The sequence below is a fragment of the Prosthecobacter sp. genome (genome assembly GCF_034366625.1).
GTDB lineage: Bacteria > Verrucomicrobiota > Verrucomicrobiia > Verrucomicrobiales > Verrucomicrobiaceae > Prosthecobacter.
Window position 1 is genome coordinate 170,682 of record NZ_JAXMIH010000011.1, and the last position, 19,722, is coordinate 190,403.

The following is a 19,722-nucleotide window of genomic DNA, read 5'->3' on the forward strand; positions in this document are numbered from 1 at the left end:
CTATTTCACGACCGATTCACCTGTCGTGCCAGTTTTTTTGCCCGAACTGAACGCCTTGAAAGCCTCGCACACTTCCTGCCACGGCTTCGCATAGTAGCCCTCGTAGTTCCGGCCAGCCTTGAGTGTCTTGTAAAACGAGTCGTTGCCATCATGCTGTGGCGTTTCGGAGTTCAGCTCGATGATGAGCAGATCAGCGCTGAATCCCGAGAGCACGCTAGGCTTGGCATTGGCGAGGATTTCATCCACGGCGAGGCGATTCCGGCCTGCGGGCAGCGGCATGTTCTTGTGTGCGTCGTCGTAGCCGGGGTATTCACCGCGCTTCGTGTTCGCGTAGTCCCAGGCCACGACGATGAGATCATAGGCGATGGGTTTGGTCTGCTCGTTGCGTAGTGAAACCCACTTCCGCAAGGTGTCGCGACCAAAGCCGCGATCCTGCCAGTCCTCGTTCGTTAAGCCGTGGCAAAAGCCACTCCAGGTGTCCTCCACAGCGGCGGTGAACGGCGCGTCGAGCGGCTCGTCCGGCTGCAAGCCGACGCGGATCAGGCCTTTCGGAAACTGCTTCGCCATCGCGTGCAGTCCTGCACCTTGATCACGCTTGGGCAGCACGTCATAGACGGCGATGCGTTCGGCATGGATCTCCGTTTTGAAAAACGTGAGCAGTTCATCAAGCTCCGCCGCAGTGAAGACAGGTGTCGTGGCCTTGTCATACATCTTGAGCACCAGCGCGGGAACAATCTCCACCGAAGCGGGGCAGGCCTTGCGCCAGTCGCGGAAGATGCGCTTCGTCTCGGCAACGGGCAGCTCGTGATGGTGAATGAGGTAAAGCCGGTTCGGATTCGCTCGCTCGATGAGCATTCGCGCGGCGTTGGTGATCTCGGTCGATGTCGGTGCTTCTGGCGGCGCAAAGCTGGTGCCCCAGTAGCCAAGCTTGGGCACTGCCAGCGATGCATTCAGCCAGAACGAGCGCTCCAACTTCGCGAGATCATGACCACTCGATGCTGATACGAGGGAAAGCAGGGCGACGAGCCAGAGATGGAGCCTCTTCGTCATTCTGTGAAGCGATCACACTAGCATCTGCTTGATCACATGGCCTTCCACATTCGTGAGGCGGCGTTGGAAGCCATTGTGCTCGAAGGTGAGGCGCTCGTGGTCGAGTCCGAGGAGGTGGAGGATGGTGGCATTGAAGTCGTAGAGCGGATGGATGTCCTTCACAGCCTTCTGGCCGAGTTCGTCGGTCTCGCCGGTGCTCACGCCGGGTTTGACGCCTGCGCCGGTCATCCAGCAGGTGAAGCCGTCGGGATTGTGGTCGCGACCCTTCGCGCCTTTTTGGAAGAAGGGCATGCGACCAAATTCGGTACACCAGACGACGAGTGTGTCTTGAAGCAGGCCGCGCTGTTTGAGGTCACGGATCAGAGCGGCGGCGGGTTGATCGAGGATGGAGGCATGCACGTCATACTGTGTCTTGAGGTCGCTGTGGCCGTCCCAGTTGAGCTTGCCGCCGCTGGCATACGCGCCGTTGAAAAGCTGCACGAAACGCACGCCGCGCTCAATGAGACGACGGGCGAGGATGCAGTTCTTGGCAAACGCGGCCTTGTCGGCGTTCTGCGTGTCGTCGGCACCGTAGAGCTTCAGGATGTGCGCTGGCTCGGTGCTGAGATCGTTGATCTCGGGGACGCTGAGCTGCATGCGCGCGGCGAGTTCGTAGCTGGCGATGCGTGCAGCGAGTTTTTGATCTCCCGGATTCGCCTCCAGATGCCGCGCATTCATCTTTTGAAGCAGAGAACGCGCGGCTTTATCCGCCTGTGCGGAGACTCCGGGCGCGGAGAGATGGCGCACGGGGCTTTTGCTGCTCATCGTGGTGCCTTGGAAGGCGGCGGGCAGGAAACCCGGCCCCCAATTGTTGGCACCATTTTGCGGCACACCGCGTGGATCAGGAATGGCGACGTAGGACGGTAAATCCTGGTTTTCGCTGCCAAGCGCGTACGTCGTCCAGGCACCGAGACTCGGGAAGCCATCGAGCACGGAACCGGTGGAGAGGAAATTCTCCGCCGGGCCATGCGTGTTTGATTTGCTCGTGAGCGAATGCACGAACGCGAGGTCATCCGTCAGCTCCGCGAGATGCGGGATCATGTCGCTCACCCACTTGCCGGTCTGACCGCGTGGTCGGAAGGCATACTGAGGTCGTGCGAGATTGCCTGCGGGGCCTTGGAAGGTCACGGCTGGGCCTCCGGGCAAGGGTTTGTCGTCCCACTTGATCAGCTCCGGCTTGTAATCCCATGTTTCAAGCTGGCTCACCGCACCGGCGCAGAAGATGACGACGACGTTCTTCGCCTTCGCCGGAAAATGTGGCTGTCGCGGCGCATAAGGTCGGCCGGGGTCGATGTTCGGACCATTGGCGGCGAGCAGGCCATCCAGCCCGAGCAAATTTGTCAACGCGACGGAGCCAAGTGCCGTGGCGCTGCTCGAAAGGAATCGCCGACGATCCAAAAGATGGCGTCCTGCGAGGGAGAGGTGTTCGGGGGAGTGTGTCATCGAGTCGTCACGGAGTAATCTCCCTGGCGCGGCCACATTTTACGGAGTTTCTCGCGGTTCTTCCAGCACCGCCAGTTCCCGCAGGATGGCTGTGGCATAGGTGCCGCGAGGCAGATCAAAGCTCAGTTGCAGATCACCGCCCTCCAAGGTCACGAATTCGGGATTCATCGGGCGCAATCGCATGACGCGTCGTTCCTGGCGCAGCCCGGCGGCTTCAAGCCCGGCTGTGAGCTCGGGGAAGCGAGACATTACCTCCATCTCCAGCTCACGGACCTCGCCCGCGGTGTGCAGATCACCGCAGCCCCACAGCGGCGCGGTGATTTCCACTTTTCCATCGGCGAAGCGCTGCATTTCATCTCCACGTTGGTTCTCGATGAGTAGCAGCGTACCGTTGTCGGGAAAGCCATACACTTCACCCGGCAGCGCCCGGTCCCAAATGCCACGCGCCATTCGCTCAGCCACCACCGCATTGAACAAATGGCTGCGCACTGCCGACAGCAGCAGCCCGCGCAGAAGACGATCCCCTGGCGTGAACTCACCGCGAAACATGGCGATCGCCTTCTCCACATTGCGGCCTTCATTGCCGAATCGTTGGCTGCCGAACACGTTCGGCACGCCGACACTCACGATCTGACTCCATCTCTCCGCAGCATCGAAGTCAGGCTCACGCAGCCGAATGGTGAAGCGATTGCCGAGATGGATGCCTCGCCGCAGCTTGCGGGTGTTTCGCGTGACGCGCAGCACGCGCAAACCTTCCGATTCCAGCGCCGCTGGCTCTGGTGAAGGTTGTCCCGGCATGTGCAGACTGAACCACTGCCGCGTCACGGCATGGCGGTCCTTCAGTCCGCAGTGGCTCACCAACCGCCGACGCAATCCCAGCGCATCTGCCAGTCGCGCACCCGCTGTGTTGCTGTCCAGATCACGCTTTTCCACCCACACCAGGCAATGCTCGCCGACACCGGAAGGCTCAAAGCCCAGCAGCTCTTCCACGATGAAGTCCTCAGGCTGCGTCTTGAATCCGACGCGACCTAGCGGGCCTCCGTGCAGGTAGGGTGGTTCGATTGAGTCGATTTCCATGAAGACTCATCCTATCTCACTCACGCGGTCCGGCCAATGAGGGATGCAACTAGGGGACAAAAAGAAACTCGTTCGAGTTGAACAACGCACGACAAAGAGTGGCGATGCCGTGCTGGCGCACGACGGGCTGGGTTTCGGCGAGTTCTTTGTGTGTTGGCGCACGACTGAGGGCGAGTTGGTAGGCACGGGTGATCTGTTTGGCGCTGTCTTCACCGGCTTCCTTTTTCACGCGGGCGGCGAAGGCATCAGCCTGGGCGAGAGTGAAGAGGCTGTTGAAGAGGTTGAGGGCTTGGATCGGAGTGGTGCTGGCGCGGCGGATGGCGGTGCTTTGGCCGGCGTCAGGGCAGTCGAATGCGCCGAAGACGGTCTCGGGCTCGCGGCGGACTTTGTGGGCGTAAATCATGCGGCGTTGGTTGTCGGGCGTGAAGGTCTCGATGGGATCAAAGCCGCTGAGGCCGCCGCGTTGATCGAAGAGATTGAACCCACGGCCATGCATCTTCACATTGAGCTGACCACTGACGGCGAGCATGGAGTCGCGGATGGATTCGGCTTCGAGACGGTGAGAGGGGAAGCGCCAGAGGTAGCGGACGTCGGAATCGATTTGAACAGGAGATAACGAAGAAAACGGAGAATCAGACTTCTGATCTTTTTTTGCTTCGTTATCTCCTGTTGAAGAACTCTGGCGATAGGTCTTCGAGAGCACGATCAAGCGATGCATGTGCTTCACGCTCCAGCCACTGCGGATGAACTCAGCGGCGAGCCAGTCGAGAAGTTCGGGATGGCTGGGCTTCATGCCCAAGTGCCCGAAGTCACTCGGTGTGGGCACAAGGCCGGTGCCGAAGTGGCCTTGCCAGATGCGATTCACCATGACGCGGGCGGTAAGTGGGTTCTGTGGATTCGCAATCCATTCGGCGAGAGCTTGGCGGCGTTGTTGCTCAGGCGTTTCTTTGGTGAGCTTCAAATCACCGAGGGCAGTGAGGACGGCGGGAGTGACGGGTTCCTTCGGTTGCTCGGGATCGCCGCGATTGAGGAGGTGGATGTCATCCGGCGTGCGGAAGGTGCCAGCGAAGACCTTTTGCGCGTTTTCTGCAGCTTTGATCTTGGCCTCGATGTCAGCTTTTTCCTGGATGAGAGGTTTGGCGCGCTTCGTCTCATCGGGGCTGAGGCCGCTGAGGTTCGGCTTCACGAGCTTTTTGCTTTTCGGGTCAAACTTTTGCCGGTCGCTCGCATCGGCGACGGTGTGCCATTGGCCTGCGCTGTCACCGATCTCGATTTGGTAGTCGATGGCGAGGCGGTCAGTGAATTTGCCCTCGCGATCACGGCCCCAGACGACGCGTTCGATGGTCTGCTCCTGCTTGAACTCTAGTTCGATCCAGCCTTTGCCCTTGTCGCTCGCCATCCAACTGCGCCCGTTGCCGTAGCGACCGTCGTTGATGAAGCGCAGCTCGTGACGCTCGGCCACGCCGATGTCACCGCCGGATTTGCGCAGCGTGCCCGCAGTGGCGAGCGCGACGTTTTCGCCGCTGGTGTTGAAGACTTCTAGTTCGTCGATGCAAGGCTCCAGATTGTTCGTGGACTTGATGGTGAAGCGCACGCGTTTGGCCTTCGTTGGCGCAAAACGATCCGCGTTTTCACGGGCGTTGATCATGGGGCGCTCGGTGCCGGATTTCGCCAAAGGGACAAAGCGGGCGAGTTCTTTGTCGATCTCGGCGAGGCGCGGTTTGAGTAGCGCAGCTTGCGCGCGGGCTGCCTCGGCTTCCGGCGTGCGCAGATCGCGGTCACCATACTCGACTCCGGCGACGAATGCCTGCATGGCGTAGTAATCTTTAGCTGTGATGGGATCGAATTTGTGATCGTGACAACGCGCGCAGCCGATGCTGAGGCCGAGGAAAGTCTGGCCGATGTTCACGACGATTTCGTCGATGGAATCTTGTCGTGCGAGGCGCTTCGATTGATCGTCTTTGCCGATCTGGCCCGGCAACAAAACGGAGGCTGTGACGAGGAATCCGGTGGCGGCATCCTGGCCCATCGCATCGCCGACGAGCTGCTCTTTGATGAAGCGATCATACGGCGTGTCGTTGTTGAAGGCGCGGATGACGTAGTCGCGGTAGGGCCAGGCATTGGGCCGCTCGGTGTTTACTTCAAAGCCGTGCGTGTCGGCGTAACGCACAACATCGAGCCAGTGCTGCGCCCAGCGTTCGCCGTAGCGTGGAGATGCGAGGAGGCGTTCGACGACGGCTGCATGGTCTTTACTCTTCAAAAACTCGGCGGCTTCCTCAGGCGTGGGCGGCAGGCCGGTGAGATCAAAGGTGACACGACGCAGCCAAGAGATCGGATCAGCCTCGGGTGATTTGGCGAGGCTGTTCTCTTTGAGCTTTGCCTCAATGAAGCCATCAATCGAACCAATCGTGGATTTGTTGAGTGGCTTGAAGCTCCAGTGATCGCGACGGTCTTCGAGTTTGGCGAGATCGACACCATCCGGCCACACGGCACCTTCGTTGATCCAGGCAGTGAGTGTTTCGATCTCGGTAGAGGAGAGCTTGCCTTTCGGCGGCATGAGTTCGTCCTCGTCATCGGTGGTGAGGAAGTGGATGAGTGGGCTGTCCTTCGCGTTCTTGGCGATGATGTCAGGCGCATGATTGTCGCCGCCTTTGAAGGCGAGCGATTTGATGTCGAGGCGCAGACCGGACTTTTGCTTCTTTTCGCCGTGGCACTCGTAGCAGTGCTTTTGGAAGATGGGGCGCACATCGCGCACAAAGTCGATGGGCGCGGCGAGAGCGGAGGTGGTGAGAAGAAGACAGAGGAACCTCATGAATCGTGATCAGCGGTAGGGATTGCCAGCGGCGTGGAGGGCGCGGATTTCGTTGTCGCTCATGGCACGACCGAGCAGGAGCAGTTCATCCACGCGACCGCTGAGTTTGCGGTCCTGCTGGTTCCAGTTGCCGATCTGCGCAGGGCCGAGCCGAGCGGGATGCGCGACCTGCTGGCGGGTTTCTTTATCAAACTGGCCGTTGAGGTAAAAGCGCACCGTTTTGGTCTGCGAATCATACACAGTGGCGAGGTGGACCCATCGGCCTTGTTCGGGCAGCACAGCGGTGCGCGAGTCGGGATGACCATCGCGTTCGTTGGCATCGGGCGCGAGCGTGTTGCCGATGAGGGCAAGGCGCATGGTGGTGTCGCGATTGATCATCCAGTGAACCTGGCCGGGGTTGTTTTTGCTCCAGCCATCGGTGTGCAGCAGCGATTGATACGGCGCGCCGAGACGGTCGATGCGCACCCAGGCGGCGAGCGTGAGCTGCGGCCAGTCACGGTCTCCACCGACATCGAGTTTCAAATGATCGCCAACATGGACGAACTCCGGCGCGTGAGAGCCGGGCCAGCGGCCTTGCACCCGACGAAACACACCCGGCTGAGCCTCGTCGGACTCGAAATCGAGCAGCGCGATCAAGGCAGGATCGTTTTTCAAATTCGTCAGCGCTGATTCGGCACGCGCACGCTGACCGGCGGCGAGACCGGCGGTGAGTTCGGACATCTCATCAGCTTGGATGAAGGCGGAGGAACGCAGTTCGCGCGACGTGCTGGCTCCTTGATCGAAAGTCACGGCATCACCACCGCGCAGGCTTTGCTTCGCTTTTTCGCCAGTGGCCTTGGTGATGACCTCGCCCTGAAAGACATGCACCTCTGCCGCGCCACTCATTGGCACATCCACGCCGAAGCGCGTGCCGAGGTCAATCGCATCACCAGTGGGCGTGATAACAGTAAAACCCTTCGCTGCGGGCGGCACATCGGCGGCGAGACGACCGCGCTTCATGTGCAATCGCTGTGCGGACTCAAAGCGGAACTCAGCCGGAGCCTCGATGACAATGCGCGCACCGCGTGCGGTGACGAGCGCCACGGAACCTGCTTTGATCTCGTGCGATTCACCGCGAAGTGACGACCCGTCAGCCATTTCGACGACCCCGGCGGCCTTCTCCACGGTGGCAAAGGCACTCTGCGAGTCCTGCCACCACCAGCCACCCAACAGCAGCGCCACACTGGCCGCTGCGGCCATCCAACGAGGTGTTGTCGCACGCCACTTTGTTTGACGAACCACTGGCGCTTCATCCTTCGTCCAGCCTGCGGCCATCGCCGCGAGCGCGGAGTCCACGTTCAAGATTTCGGCAAACTCGCGTCGGGCCTTCGCATCGGTCAGCAGCAACGCATTGAGTTGCTGCAGCTCTGGCGCGGTGATGGTGCCGTCGAGGTAGGCGTCGATGAATTTCGTGCTCATGACGCCACCTCCTGGGTCAAAGCGCGGCGAATGCACTCCAGCAGCAGCTTTCTCATGCGGTGCAGCCATTGATAAAAACCTGCGACTGTGCGCCCGCTGCCCTGCGCCACTTCATGGATGCGTGACTCCGGTTGATACGCCTGCATCAGCAGCTCGCGCTGATCACCGGGCACCTTCTTCATACAATGCTCCAGCGCCTCGCGTTGCTGCTCCAGGCGCGGCTCATCGGCGGTGGTTTCTTCGGCGATCTTGGTGATGACCTCTTCATCAAGCACCAAACGGTCACGTCCACGATCCCGCAGCCAGGCCAGCACCTCAAAGCGCGCCACGCCGAATGCCCAGGCTTTGAAGTCCGCGCCATCGCGAAACGAATCAAACTTCTCCCACAGCACCACGCTGATCTCCTGCATCACATCGTCCGCATCCGCCCGCGCCGGCACGAGCCGCCGCACATGGGCGCGGACGGCCGGTTCATGCGCGGTGAAGCTGCGCAGGAAGCGGTGATGGCGTTCGGTTTCGGTCGGGGACATGGGCGGTCATGTTTCTATCTCCGCCAGACGGGGTGATTTTACGGATGATTGCGTTTTTATTCCACGCAGGGCTTTCTGCTGCACAACTGGTCTATCCTTTTTTCGGGAGCAGCGTGGAGCAGAGCCGGAGCAATTTGTTGGCGCTTTGTTCCCACGAAAAATCCCGGGTGACGCGTACGAGTGCCTTTTCAGCGATGCTTTTGCGCAGGGCTCCATCCAGCAGCAGGCGCAGAATGGCCGCGCAGAGAGCAGGGGCGTCATCGGCCAGCAGGATCTCCTGCCCATCGCTGAGGTACAGGCCTTCGGCACCCAGGGTGGTGCTCACCACAGGGACACCAGAAGCCATGGATTCGAGGATCTTATGACGTACGCCGCTGCCAGCTCTCAGGGGGACCACCTGCAGAGCGCACTCACGCAGGTGGGGGAGAACTTCCTCGACCGTGCCGGTGATTTCAATGCCGGTGCTGGCGGTAGCAAGCCGGTACATGGCAGTGGTTGGTTCACGGCCAATGATGCGAAAGCGAACTTTGGGCAATGTCTGCCGGATCAGCGGCAGTACTTCATGGATGAACCAGAACACCGCATCTGTATTGGGCTGCCAGTTCATCTTGCCGACAAAGGCGATGCATGGCTCTGCCTCCTGCAGGAGCACCGCAGGGGGAGGCTCCTGCGTGATAAAGTCGATTCCAGGCAGAACGCTGCCGAGAATGTTGGTCAGGTGGTAAGTTTCACGATGATACGCCGCATCGGCCTCAGAAATCGCCGTGACGCCGTCAAGCAGGCGGCACAATTCCGGCTCACGCCGCTGCATGCGACGCGCCATGGTATGATAGAACAGCCGCGTGAACGGATTGCGCTGCAGCCGGGCCATGCCCTTCCAAATGTTGGCCTCGACGTTGTGCTGGAGCAGGATGGCTGGCACCTGACGCTCCTTTTCCCAACCGGCAAGGGCAGGCGCGCTGAGTAGGCCATCAATGAGGACGAGGTCGAAACGACCGCTCAGGGTGAGCTCGCGGGCACGCTCTACGAGTGCGGGACTGCGGCAGATGTCCAGGATAAAAGCTTCGCGGGAGGCGCAGAGATTGCGCACAATCGGCCAGAGGAAGGTGAGGAACTTGCGTGACGACCATGCGGGCATGAGCCGGGAATAAACGCGTTCTACTTCATGAGCATAGGGCACGGTTCCGGTTTTCCGACGCTCCTCCGAATTGTGCAGTTCCAGAACATGCACATGGCAGTGGTTCATCAGGTGAGTGAGGAGGTTATAGGAATAGATGGCACCTCCATAGTTGAGCGGCAGACAACTCCCCATGCAGACCCACAAGATGCGCTGCTGTTCTTTTGGGGGTGGTGTCTCCTGTATCATGAGAGCCTCTACTAAAGGGACGATTTTTGGTAAAGCTCTATCGGCTCAGAAGGCGCCAGAAACGGTCCCGCAGTAATTTTTTGCTTCCAGATTGGTTAAGAAAGGCTTATTATCAGCGAGTTACGTCTTTTTCACCCTCCGCATGCCGCCCCTTGTCCTCCAGGAACGAATGTACGACCGCCGGGGCGGTGTCGTGCCCTTGATGCAGTTTGATGATCTGCTGCGTGAATTGATCGCTAGTGGCGGGCCCATGCCGCAGGAGTATGCGCTGCTCAATCGAACCCTGCGGCAGCTTGGGGATGCAGTACGGGCCAAGGTGATCGCACGGGATGATGTGCTGGCCTATGCGCAGGACATCACGCACCGGCACCTCGAAGGAACCATGCAGGCGCGGGCGCTGGGCAAGAAGTTCGGCTACAGCGGCGACTTTGAGATGATCGAGGCGATCTACACCCTGCAGACCGCGCAAGAGCCGCATCTGCGCCGCTGGGACCTGTATTTTCATTCCCAGGCCGCTCCGAATGCGGTGCGCAACCGCAAAGCCTACTTCCACCAACTGCTGCATTCGCATTCGGTGGGTCGTTCCAAGGCACCACTCAATGTCCTGAACGTCGCCAGCGGCCCGGCGCGCGATGTGCGCGAGTGGGTGCTCGACAATCCCGAACGCGAGGTGTTTTTCGACTGCGTGGACGCGGAGATTCACGCCATTGAGCATGCGAAGAAACTCTGTGCGCCGTTTGCTCAGCGTGTGGAGCTTTATCACCGCAATGTGCTGCGTTTCCTGCCGGCGAAGGGCTACGACCTCGTCTGGTCGGCGGGCTTGTTTGATTACCTGGCCGACCGCTCGTTTGTGTATCTGCTGAAGGCGCTCATGGCCGTGACGCGTCGGGGCGGGGAAGTGGTGGTGGGCAATTTTTCCGACTTCAATCCCAGCCGCGATTACATGGAGCTTCTGGGCGACTGGGTGCTGCAGCACCGCACGCGCGATCATCTGCGCGAGCTGGCGCTCGAAGCGGGCGCGGCGGCGGATTCGATCGAGGTGCAGTGGGAGCCTGAGGGTGTGAATCTGTTCCTGCACATCCGGCGCTAGGAGGGACTGAGGGCGTGCCACTCGCCGCTGGTCCAATCCAATGTCTCGGTGCCGCGAAACTGTTTCTTATAGTCGTAGGCGCTGGGTTCGTGCGTGGCATAGCCGGGATAAAGCCAGCGCAGGCCAGAGGCGCGGCAGTGCTGGATTTCCAGGAGCATGGTGAAGATGCCGAGGCTGCGTCTCGCATGCCCGGGCTCAAAAACGCCATACACGCTGGAGGCAGCGGTCTGGCCCACATCGAAGAAACTGGCAGCGATGAGGCTTTCACCCTCGAACACGCGCACCATGCGGCATTCGCAGGGACCGTTTCCAGGATCGGAGCCGAGGAAGGTTTCGAGTGCGTCGGGGATGTTGTGGGTGAAACGCCGCTTGTGGTGTTGAAACATGGCCCGCAGGCTGTCATCGATGGTGGCAGGGACGATGTCGTGGCGCAGGCCGGCGTTTTTGTTCAGCACGCGGCGCTGGCTTTTGGTGAGGGAGAAGGACGCAAGGTCGATGCGCAGCGGCGTTATGGTTTGAGTGGTGCCCTGTGCGTCCGGTTGGGTGCTGTAACGAAAGAAATACCTGCCGAAATGCCGCCAGCCCGCCGCCCACAGCCCATCCATGATGTCCGCAGGCACGGAATCACAGATGAATGCGTCGTCGAGGGCGGGCGTCATAAGCCCTCAATAATCCGGCGGCGCGGATTGACAACCGCAGTCCCGCCAGCACACTCCGAACTGACAGCCCCCTCACGCGCATGAACTTCCTGCAACGCATCGAACGCGTCTTCTTCTGGCTCTCCGCAGCCTCCTCCGACAACCTCGACTCCTGCCCGGCCTGGGAACGGCGCAAATACGTGGCCTTCGGCGCGACGGTGTTGGTGCCCTCGATCTTCGCCATCATCGCCTGCGCGTATGCGCTGAGCACGCTCACGGACAACTGGCTCATCATCGCGCCCGTGTCGCTCGTGTGGTCGTTCATCATCCTCACCGTGGACCGCGCCCTGCTGGCCACCTATCGCGCCTACCAGAGCTTCTTCCGCAAGGCGGCGCAGTTCTCGCTGCGCATGGTGGTGGCGGCGCTGATGGGCATCACCATCTCGCATCCGCTGACGCTGCTCTTGTTCAAAGACACCATCAGTTCGGTCATCGAGAGGCATCGCCAGGGCGAGATCGAGGCGGCGCGTGAAACGTCCAAGCAGCAGAAAGTCGCCGTCGAGGCGCGCATCGTGCCGCTGGAGGCCGAGATCGCGAAACAGCGCGAGAACTGGAACGCGACCTTCAGCGCCAAGTTCCTCGATGAAAACGGCAAGCCCGTTGAAAAGCCGCTCACCGACGAGGAAAAGCAGCTCAAGGCCGAACGTGATGCCAAGATTGCCGAGGCTATCGCTCCTGGCAAAACGCGGCTCGAAGTGCTCGACAAGGAAATGGCCAAGCAGAGCGCCGATTACCAAAAGATCGCCGAGGAACTCAATCACTGGCAGACGGAGTTCGAGCGCGAGGTCAATGGCCAGCGCAGCGGCATCATCGGCCTCGGCCCGCGTGCCAAAAGCATCCAGGAAGACCAGCTCACCTGGCGTCGCGCCGAGTCCGCCCGCCTCAGCAGCGTGCTGGACACGATGACGAAGAACCGCGTGGTTCTTGTGGCCGAAATCAAGGCCGCCGAAGACGGTGTGAATGCCGCGCTCGATGCCAAAGCCGCCGAGGAAGCCGCCGCCAACAAGCCCGAGCAGGTGCGTATTCTCGCGTTGAAGCAGAAGGTGCAGACGGAGCAGGCGGATCAGTTCGTTTCGCAGCAGAACGCCATTCGCGAGACCTTGAAGACGCAGATCGACACGCTGCTGCTCCAGGAGAAAAACATGCACGAGGAAATCACCGCCATCACGGCGGATGAGACCACCCGCATCGCCAAGATCCACGCCGAGCCGCGGCGCGACATCCTCACGCAGACGCTGGCGCTGCACGAGCTGTTCCAGAGCGGGGCGCAGGGCGGCATGTTCGCGCTCGTCGCTTATCTCGTGCTCACCATGCTCTTCATGCTGGTGGACACCATTCCTCTCATCGTGAAGTTCTTCTCCAAGCCCGGCCCCTATGACACGATACTCGACCGCGAGGAGATGGGCTATGAAGGCGAGCGCAAAGCCTTCCTTGATGGCTTCAGCCGCCAGATGAAGGAACTGGGTGAAAGCAAGCTGCTCAACCTGACGCGGAACAAGACGCTCGAACGCGCCTTGGTCACGGGCATGGACGGCGCTCGCTCGGCGAAGGAGTTTCTGGTCTATCTGATGGACCTGGAGCGTGACTTTGAAGAGAGAAGCCGCATCGCGCGGGAAATGGCCGCCAAGAGCGGCGTCAGCCACACGGCGGAAGCGATCGAGGAGATGTCCCGCAATTTCTACGCCGACCTGCGCGAACGCATGGAGAAGTTCTTCCGCGAGGACGGCCGCCACACGCCTGCCACAGGCCGGGCGTGATCAGGGCCGCCGTAGGTAGGGCGGCTGGTCCCCAGCCGCCGCTGCGGCGCAGGTAGGGCGCTTGGTCCCCCAAGCGCCGGTTTGGAGGCGCTCAGTGACACAGGCTGCCTGTCCCCGATCAGAAGTTGGCAGTGGTTGACGGTTGTTTGCGATTGTTGACGGTGGTTGAGGGTAGCAGCGGACGTGAGTCCGTGTTCGGGGGGCGTTGTTCTCGGTTCGCAGTTCGCAGTTTCCCGGTAGCAGCAGACGGCGGCGAGATCGGCATTCATCACCTCGCCGGGCAGGCCTGGCGGGCTATCACTGACGCAGCGGGTGGGTCCGGTGAAAATCGTCACTGCCACCCGGCCTCCGGCGCCCTGCCTGGAGGGAAAACCGGTTTCACGGATGACGTTGTCGTACGCAGGAATCGTCCGTCAGCCATGACGCGCGGCCCGTCAGCTTGCACGGATGAGCCGTCAGCTTTGACGGACAGTCCGTCAGGTACGCAAACTCGCGCGTGAAACCGTCCGGCAGGCTCTTGCGCCGCTTGCCGTCCTGCTGCTGCTCCGTGATCCACGCCTTCAACTCCGCCGCCTTTTCCACCGTCAATCCCGCCGCCGCCAGCACCTCCTCCACCCGCCGCTGCGGCCCGGTGCCTTCCGCGTTCGGTTTCGGGTTTTCCAAAGGCGGTCCTTGCCGGTTTGGGCGACGAGACTTTGAGAGAGAAGACGTCTTCGTCCGCATGACATGCGGGTGGTTGGTTGGCGGAATCCAATCAGGTCCGTCCCTGAGACACCACTGAATAAGGATTCAAAGTGGATGCACCGAAGGGATCACCCCCCCGCCGCATCCAGGAGCCGTTGAAGCTCCTGCGGAAGCATCGGGAGAAGTGAGGCTTGAGCGAAGGGCGAAGGGCGAAGGGCGAAGGGCGAAGGGCGAAGGGCGAAGGGCGAAGGGCGAAGGGCGAAGGGCGAAGGGCGAAGGGCGAAGGGCATTGATGCCTGAAGGACTTCCTCCCCATGGCTTGCTGTCAGGAATCGACTCCCGCCCCTTTCTTGCATTGACTGGTATGAAAACACCCGCTGCCTCGACCACTCGCCGCACCCAAGGCTTGACCTCCGGCAACTTTTTCGCTGCAATCGGCTCATTCATAAAATTCTTTTTGGGTTCGTGATACCCATTTTACCTCAATCCACCCCGCCAAACCACACTAAACTGTGGGCGAATCTGATTCGCCCACAGTTTAGTGTGGAAAAACAACGTTCGATGCAAAATGAAGAACTCGCAACCGGCTGCAATCACTGAAGGCCACGACGCAAGAAGCTCTAGCGTGCGAGTCGAGCGTGAACATGGATTCAAGTGGAGATCCTTGTCCACTTGGATTCTGATATTGGCTCCGATATCAATTCTCACTTCGGATTGGATGTTGTTTCACGCGATCATCCTTTTTTCAGTTGGACCGTCCCTGGTTGGAAGTTCAATGAGCAAGCGGGGAGCATACTTGTTGCCATTCACCATTGCTCTTTGCCTTTCACTGTCGATTGCGGTTTTTGGTCATTCCTTTTTGACTGAGATCGGCGTGGCAGGATTTCTGCCTGAGCTACTCGGCCAAGGCTCCACAAAATGAAGAATCGAACAAGCCGCATCGTGCAACCACTACCAGCCGTTCAGTTTCGATGATTTCACCTGACTACAACCTTAACCCCGTGATCGACGCGCGCCCCCGCTGGTAGTGGTGCATGTGCTCATCGTTCGCCTCACCCATGAATACCCGCGTAGAGTTCAAGTCGGCAGCGTTCCCGAAGTATCCAAATGAGGATGCTGAACTTGTGAACTCGAACTGCTGGGGAAAGCGGCTGGCGGAGTTCGTCCGTGATAGTCTCCCGAAGCACGGCATTCCCACCGAAGATATTCTTTGCGAAGATTGGGGCTGGCTTGTGAACGTGAAGAACGATGACTTCCCACTTTGGATCGCCTGCGGTGTTCAGGACGAGTTCTCCGACTCCGACGAAGAAAGCGAGGATGAAGGAAACACTTCTCAGAGCAGTCCTGCTGGAAACAACGGCATCACTCAGTTCTGTGTCTTCGTGACAGCGGAACCCAGCCTCGTTCAGAGATGGTTCAAGCGCGTGGATACGAAACCAGCCGTTCAGAAGGTTGTTGATGGCCTCCGTCGACTGATCGAGGCATCACCAGACATTCAAGAAGCCACATGGACAGAATGACCATCAACCTCCAAATCCAAGGCGAACAAAACGGATGCAGGCAACGGCTCGGATGGCATCTGTCGTGTCATCGACGCTTCCCGCTCGCCGTCGCCTGATCCGGGACGTTCGCCCAACCAACAGCGTCACCCGTAATGAAGCAGAAGGAGTTCACACTCTCAGGAGGATGCCTGAAGATAGTGGCTGGCATGGTGCTGATCGGCATCATGATTTGGGGCACTTATCAGCTCGCTTCGTTTGTTCTACCTTCGGCATGGAAGAGCGACATGGCGATGTTTGGCCTTTGCTTTGCCATGCTCATTTTCGGCATCGAGTTTGCCACCGTGATTCTTAGCCCAGGTTCTTCGACACCTTTTGGCATTCTCGGTGCTAAGCCGAGTAACTCGACACCGGATGCATTGCGTTCACGGGGCCTGTTGGTTTCTGAGACGTTTCATGCCCAAAGGGCCTTTGAGGTTGAACCCAGAGGAGACGAAGGTTCACAGTATTTCATTGAACTTACCGACGGGAGAGTGCTGTTTTTGGCTGGGCAGTATCTTGATGACTATGGCCCGATCACAGACGACCCCGAGCTGAGTCAGCCACGTTCATTCCCCAGCACTGAGTTCACTGTCCACAGCGATGCACGTCATGGGGGATGTGTTCAGATTGATTGCTCCGGCGATGTCATAGAACCATCGCCTGTCACTCCGCCATTTACGAACGCCGAATACAGATTGAAGCAGGTGCCAAGCGATGGAGAAGTTGTGGATTCAGAGAGTTACGACACGATCTTAGCTAGGAGGCTTGCGCCAGCATGACATCCCACACAAGAACGAGGGCGAACAAAACGGATGCAGGCAGCGGTTCGAATGGCATCAGTCGTGTCATCGACGGTTGCCAGCGCCCCCCGGCGCTGCCCTTCGGGTTGCCTTCTGCAAGCTATGTCGCTCCGCTCCATTCCCGCTCGCCGTCGCCTGATCCGGGACGTTCGCCCAACTTCAGACGCCACTCACCAAGCACATGAAGACCGTTCTCGATCGCATGGTTTCAGCGGGGTGTCTTCTCTTGCTGGCCGCCTTCGTGGTGGCGATTGTTTGGACGTTCATTGCAGGCTGGAATCACAGCATCTGGATTGGGGTCATCTTGGGACTCGGCCTCCTGCTAGGGCAGTATTCGCGTTATAGGCTTTGCCGTGCAGTTCAGGCCATGATTGACTCAGCGTTTGTCTCACGAGGTATTCAGTCACCCACATTCACGCAGGCTGGTAGCTATGGCTATCCCGGTTATCGGCTCTCGTTCGCCAGTAAAGAGGCTGAGCAGGCTGCACTGAGCAGCGGTGCTTTGTCGGCATTCAAGGCCAGTATTCAGGACTATCATCGAGACGACGGATCGAAGAGCCGTCCGTTTGACGTTGAGATGGCAGTTCACACCACCTACCCGAACAAGCCACTCTTCTGACTCACCTATGAGCAGCAAACATCCACAACCAAAGGCGAACGGATGCAGGCAACGGCTCGAATGGCATCTGTCGTGTCAGCGACACTTCCCGCTCGCCGTCGCCTGATCCGAAGCGTTCGGCCTATGGGTAACCTTCTTGTCCCCATCATGATGAGCACTCAACAGCCTGAGATCTCTAGTAGAACCGATCACCAACGGCGCAGCTCGGGAGGGGCTGGCGGCATCGTTCTTGTTGGCTGGTTTTTACTGATGTGCTCTATCAACACTCTCTCCGCGGCCCCTGGCGCACGCGCGCATGGGGCCACCGCGTCGGAGGTGCTTGTCCTGCTACTCGTGCTTCCTTGCCTTGCCGTGATGCTGCTCGCGTTTGCTCTTTTTCGCGGCGAGCGAGCAACTCGTATCTCCGCGTTGCTTGGACTTGGCTTCGCAGTTTTTATCTTTTACTGCATCTTCTCATAACGCATGATCACCCACCAAAAAATCCGAACAAAACGGATGCAGGCAGGGGGCTCGAATGGCATCTGTCGTGTCATCGACGCCTTTGCCAGTGCCCCCCGGCGCTGCCCTGCGAGTTGCCTTCTGCAAGCTATGTCGGTTGATGCGAGCTTCCGCTCGCACCCTGCGGGCAGCCTTCGGCTGTCTATCTCACTCGCCGTCGCCTGATCCTTGAGCGGCACGCTTGCCCAACCAATGCCCCCGGCGATGACCCCTGACGACTTGTTCGGTGATGACGCTGCTGCAAAGAGGATCTTTGCTGCCATCGCACGGATGGTGGCCAGGCTTGGTGAAACGACGCTGCGGACAACCAAGAGTCAGGTCGCCTTCCGACGCCGCAGGAATTTCGCCATCGCCTGGGTGCCGCGTCAGTACCTGTCACCCAAAGCAGCCCCGCTCGTGCTCACCTTCTCATTCCCCAAGAAGGACAAGTCTGCGCGCTGGAAGGAGATCACCAGGGTTTCGAAGGATCGCTACTCCCATCACCTGGAACTGTGGTACGTCAAGGACGTGGACAGGGAGGTGAGGAATTGGCTCAAATCGGCATGGGAGGCTGCGAGGTGAACCTCATGACGGGTCCGGGGTCATGACGGTGCCGGGGTCGGGCTGCAACTGGCTGACAAACCAAATCGCGAAGAACGCAAGCAGCCGGGTCCCCATGGAAGGCATGGCCGAATGACCTGAGATCAAGGGGCAGGAGGGTGGCGGGTTCCTGGTTCCTGGTGCTTCGTTGTCTCCTGTGAGGGGGCTGATGGGGAAGGGTTGATGCCATCTCAACCCATGGGCAAGACGCCGCTCTTCCGGGGCGTATGTTTTGGCGTGAAAGCCATGCCTCCCGTTCATCCCTTCAGCCGCCGTGAGATGCTGCGCAGTTCCTGCGCGGGCTTCGGCTATCTGGCGTTGCAGGGGGTTCTCGGCCTCGAATCGGCCCAGGGGGCGGTGATTGACCCGCTGGCACCGAAGCGGCCGCATTTTCCGGCGCGGGCGAAGCGGGTGATCTTTCTGCTGATGAAGGGCGGCCCCTCGCAGGTGGACACGTTTGATCCGAAGCCGCTGCTGGACCGCGATCATGGCAAGCCGCCGCCGTTTGCGCTGCCGCGCGTGAAGTTTGCCCAAACGGGCAATCTGCTGAAATCGCCGTGGAAGTTCAAGCACTACGGCCAAAGCGGCCTGCCGGTGAGCGATCTGTTCCCGCATGTGGCGAAGCATGTGGATGATCTGTGCGTGATTCGCTCGATGCATGGCACCAATCCGGCGCATGGCGGTGCCTTGCTGAAGCTGCACACGGGCAGCGACACGTTTGTGCGGCCGAGCCTGGGGTCGTGGGTCAGCTACGGGCTGGGCACGGAAAACTCCGATCTGCCGGCCTTTGTCACGATCTGCCCCACGCTGGCGCACGGTGGCGTGAACAACTGGGGCTCTGCTTTTCTGCCTGCACACTGCCAGGGCACGCCGCTGGGCAATGCGAGCATTCCCGCCGACCAGGCCGTGGTGAAGCACATCCGCAGCAAGTCGTTGACGCCGGATTTGCAGCGTGCGCAGCTTGACCTCGTGGCGCAGATGAACCAGACGCATCTGGAAACGGCGGGGGAGAACGCGGCGCTGGAAGCGCGGATCAATTCGTTCGAGCTGGCCTACCGCATGCAGTCCACGCTGCCGGACTTGCAGGACATCTCAGGTGAAACCGAGGCGACACGCAAGATGTATGGCCTCGACGATCCGATGACGGCGAATTTTGGCCGCCAGTGCCTCATGGCGCGGCGATTTGCCGAGCGCGGCGTGCGTTTTGTGCAAGTGACGCACAGTGATGGCTTCGTGCAGTGGGATCAGCACGGTGATCTGCTCAAAGGCCACACCAAAAACGCCGCAGAGGTGGATAAACCCATCGCGGGGTTGCTGGCGGACCTCAAATCACGCGGCCTGCTGGATGACACGCTGGTGATCTGGGGCGGCGAGTTTGGCCGCACGCCGGTGGCGCAGGGGACGGATGGACGGGACCACAATCCGCACGGGTTCACGATGTGGCTGGCCGGTGGAGGCAGCAAACCGGGCACCGCGTATGGCGCGACAGACGATTACGGCTATTACGCGGCGGTGGACAAGGTCCACATCCATGATCTGCACGCCACGATCCTGCATTTGCTCGGCCTCGATCACCTGAAGCTCACGTATCGCTACGCGGGCCGGGATTTCCGTCTCACGGATGTGGCGGGCGAGGTGGTGAAGGGCGTGATGGCGTGAGCATGGGGCGGCTGTCGCGAAG

General features: G+C 60.0%; 16 protein-coding genes. 7 read left to right on the forward strand and 9 right to left on the reverse strand.

The window, feature by feature from the left end; translation table 11 throughout:
* The 7 genes from U1A53_RS14450 to U1A53_RS14480 form a co-directional block, all read right to left on the reverse strand.
* Complete coding sequence (locus tag U1A53_RS14450) at positions 1-1,050, reverse strand: hypothetical protein (protein ID WP_322281990.1); 1,050 nt, start codon at positions 1,048-1,050, stop codon at positions 1-3.
* A 12-nt stretch (positions 1,051-1,062) separates the two neighbouring features.
* Entirely contained in the window at positions 1,063-2,532 is a 1,470-nt protein-coding gene (locus U1A53_RS14455) for a DUF1501 domain-containing protein (RefSeq protein WP_322281991.1), read from the reverse strand.
* A 39-nt stretch (positions 2,533-2,571) separates the two neighbouring features.
* The gene (locus U1A53_RS14460; RefSeq protein WP_322281993.1) at positions 2,572-3,609 is read right to left on the reverse strand and encodes a tRNA pseudouridine(13) synthase TruD; all 1,038 of its coding nucleotides are present in this window, start codon (positions 3,607-3,609) and stop codon (positions 2,572-2,574) included.
* 49 nt (positions 3,610-3,658) lie between these two features.
* Positions 3,659-6,421, reverse strand: a complete 2,763-nt coding sequence (locus U1A53_RS14465) for a PSD1 and planctomycete cytochrome C domain-containing protein (protein ID WP_322281994.1) — start codon at positions 6,419-6,421, stop codon at positions 3,659-3,661.
* A 9-nt stretch (positions 6,422-6,430) separates the two neighbouring features.
* Positions 6,431-7,879 carry a LamG-like jellyroll fold domain-containing protein gene (locus tag U1A53_RS14470; RefSeq protein ID WP_322281995.1) on the reverse strand — a complete coding sequence of 483 codons (1,449 nt, stop codon included), beginning with the start codon at positions 7,877-7,879 and terminating at the stop codon, positions 6,431-6,433.
* Positions 7,876-8,409 carry a sigma-70 family RNA polymerase sigma factor gene (locus U1A53_RS14475; protein ID WP_322281996.1) on the reverse strand — a complete coding sequence of 178 codons (534 nt, stop codon included), beginning with the start codon at positions 8,407-8,409 and terminating at the stop codon, positions 7,876-7,878. The genes U1A53_RS14470 and U1A53_RS14475 overlap by 4 nt, the downstream gene beginning before the upstream one ends.
* 91 nt (positions 8,410-8,500) lie before the next feature.
* A complete protein-coding gene (locus U1A53_RS14480; RefSeq protein ID WP_345786490.1) occupies positions 8,501-9,655 on the reverse strand; it encodes a glycosyltransferase family 4 protein in 1,155 nt (384 codons plus the stop codon).
* Positions 9,656-9,917: 262 nt separating this feature from the next.
* Between U1A53_RS14480 and U1A53_RS14485 the strand changes: the two genes are divergently transcribed.
* A complete protein-coding gene (locus U1A53_RS14485; RefSeq protein WP_322281999.1) occupies positions 9,918-10,865 on the forward strand; it encodes a class I SAM-dependent methyltransferase in 948 nt (315 codons plus the stop codon).
* Here the strand turns inward: U1A53_RS14485 and U1A53_RS14490 are convergent.
* Entirely contained in the window at positions 10,862-11,524 is a 663-nt protein-coding gene (locus U1A53_RS14490; RefSeq protein WP_322282001.1) for a GNAT family N-acetyltransferase, read from the reverse strand. The two genes, U1A53_RS14485 and U1A53_RS14490, sit on opposite strands and share 4 nt — an antisense overlap.
* Positions 11,525-11,604: 80 nt before the next feature.
* On the opposite strand from U1A53_RS14490, the gene U1A53_RS14495 reads away from it, so the two are divergent.
* Positions 11,605-13,320 (forward strand): DUF4407 domain-containing protein, encoded by a 1,716-nt coding sequence (locus U1A53_RS14495; protein WP_322282003.1) that lies wholly within the window; start codon positions 11,605-11,607, stop codon positions 13,318-13,320.
* A gap of 378 nt (positions 13,321-13,698) precedes the next feature.
* On the opposite strand, the gene U1A53_RS14500 is transcribed toward U1A53_RS14495, so the two are convergent.
* On the reverse strand, positions 13,699-14,043 hold the full coding sequence (locus U1A53_RS14500; protein WP_322282004.1) for a hypothetical protein: 345 nt from the start codon (positions 14,041-14,043) through the stop codon (positions 13,699-13,701).
* A gap of 1,019 nt (positions 14,044-15,062) precedes the next feature.
* Here U1A53_RS14500 and U1A53_RS14505 point away from each other — a divergent pair.
* The 5 genes from U1A53_RS14505 to U1A53_RS14525 all read left to right on the forward strand — a co-directional run bounded on the left by U1A53_RS14505 (position 15,063) and on the right by U1A53_RS14525 (position 19,700).
* Positions 15,063-15,524, forward strand: coding sequence for a hypothetical protein (locus U1A53_RS14505; protein ID WP_322282006.1), 462 nt, complete (start codon positions 15,063-15,065; stop codon positions 15,522-15,524).
* Positions 15,525-15,658: 134 nt separating this feature from the next.
* Positions 15,659-16,324 (forward strand): hypothetical protein, encoded by a 666-nt coding sequence (locus tag U1A53_RS14510; protein ID WP_322282007.1) that lies wholly within the window; start codon positions 15,659-15,661, stop codon positions 16,322-16,324.
* 202 nt (positions 16,325-16,526) lie between these two features.
* Positions 16,527-16,964, forward strand: a complete 438-nt coding sequence (locus tag U1A53_RS14515; RefSeq protein ID WP_322282009.1) for a hypothetical protein — start codon at positions 16,527-16,529, stop codon at positions 16,962-16,964.
* 702 nt (positions 16,965-17,666) lie between these two features.
* Positions 17,667-18,023, forward strand: coding sequence for a DUF5655 domain-containing protein (locus tag U1A53_RS14520; RefSeq protein ID WP_322282011.1), 357 nt, complete (start codon positions 17,667-17,669; stop codon positions 18,021-18,023).
* Between the two features lie 264 nt (positions 18,024-18,287).
* Entirely contained in the window at positions 18,288-19,700 is a 1,413-nt protein-coding gene (locus U1A53_RS14525; protein WP_322282012.1) for a DUF1501 domain-containing protein, read from the forward strand.
* Positions 19,701-19,722 lie beyond the last annotated feature (22 nt).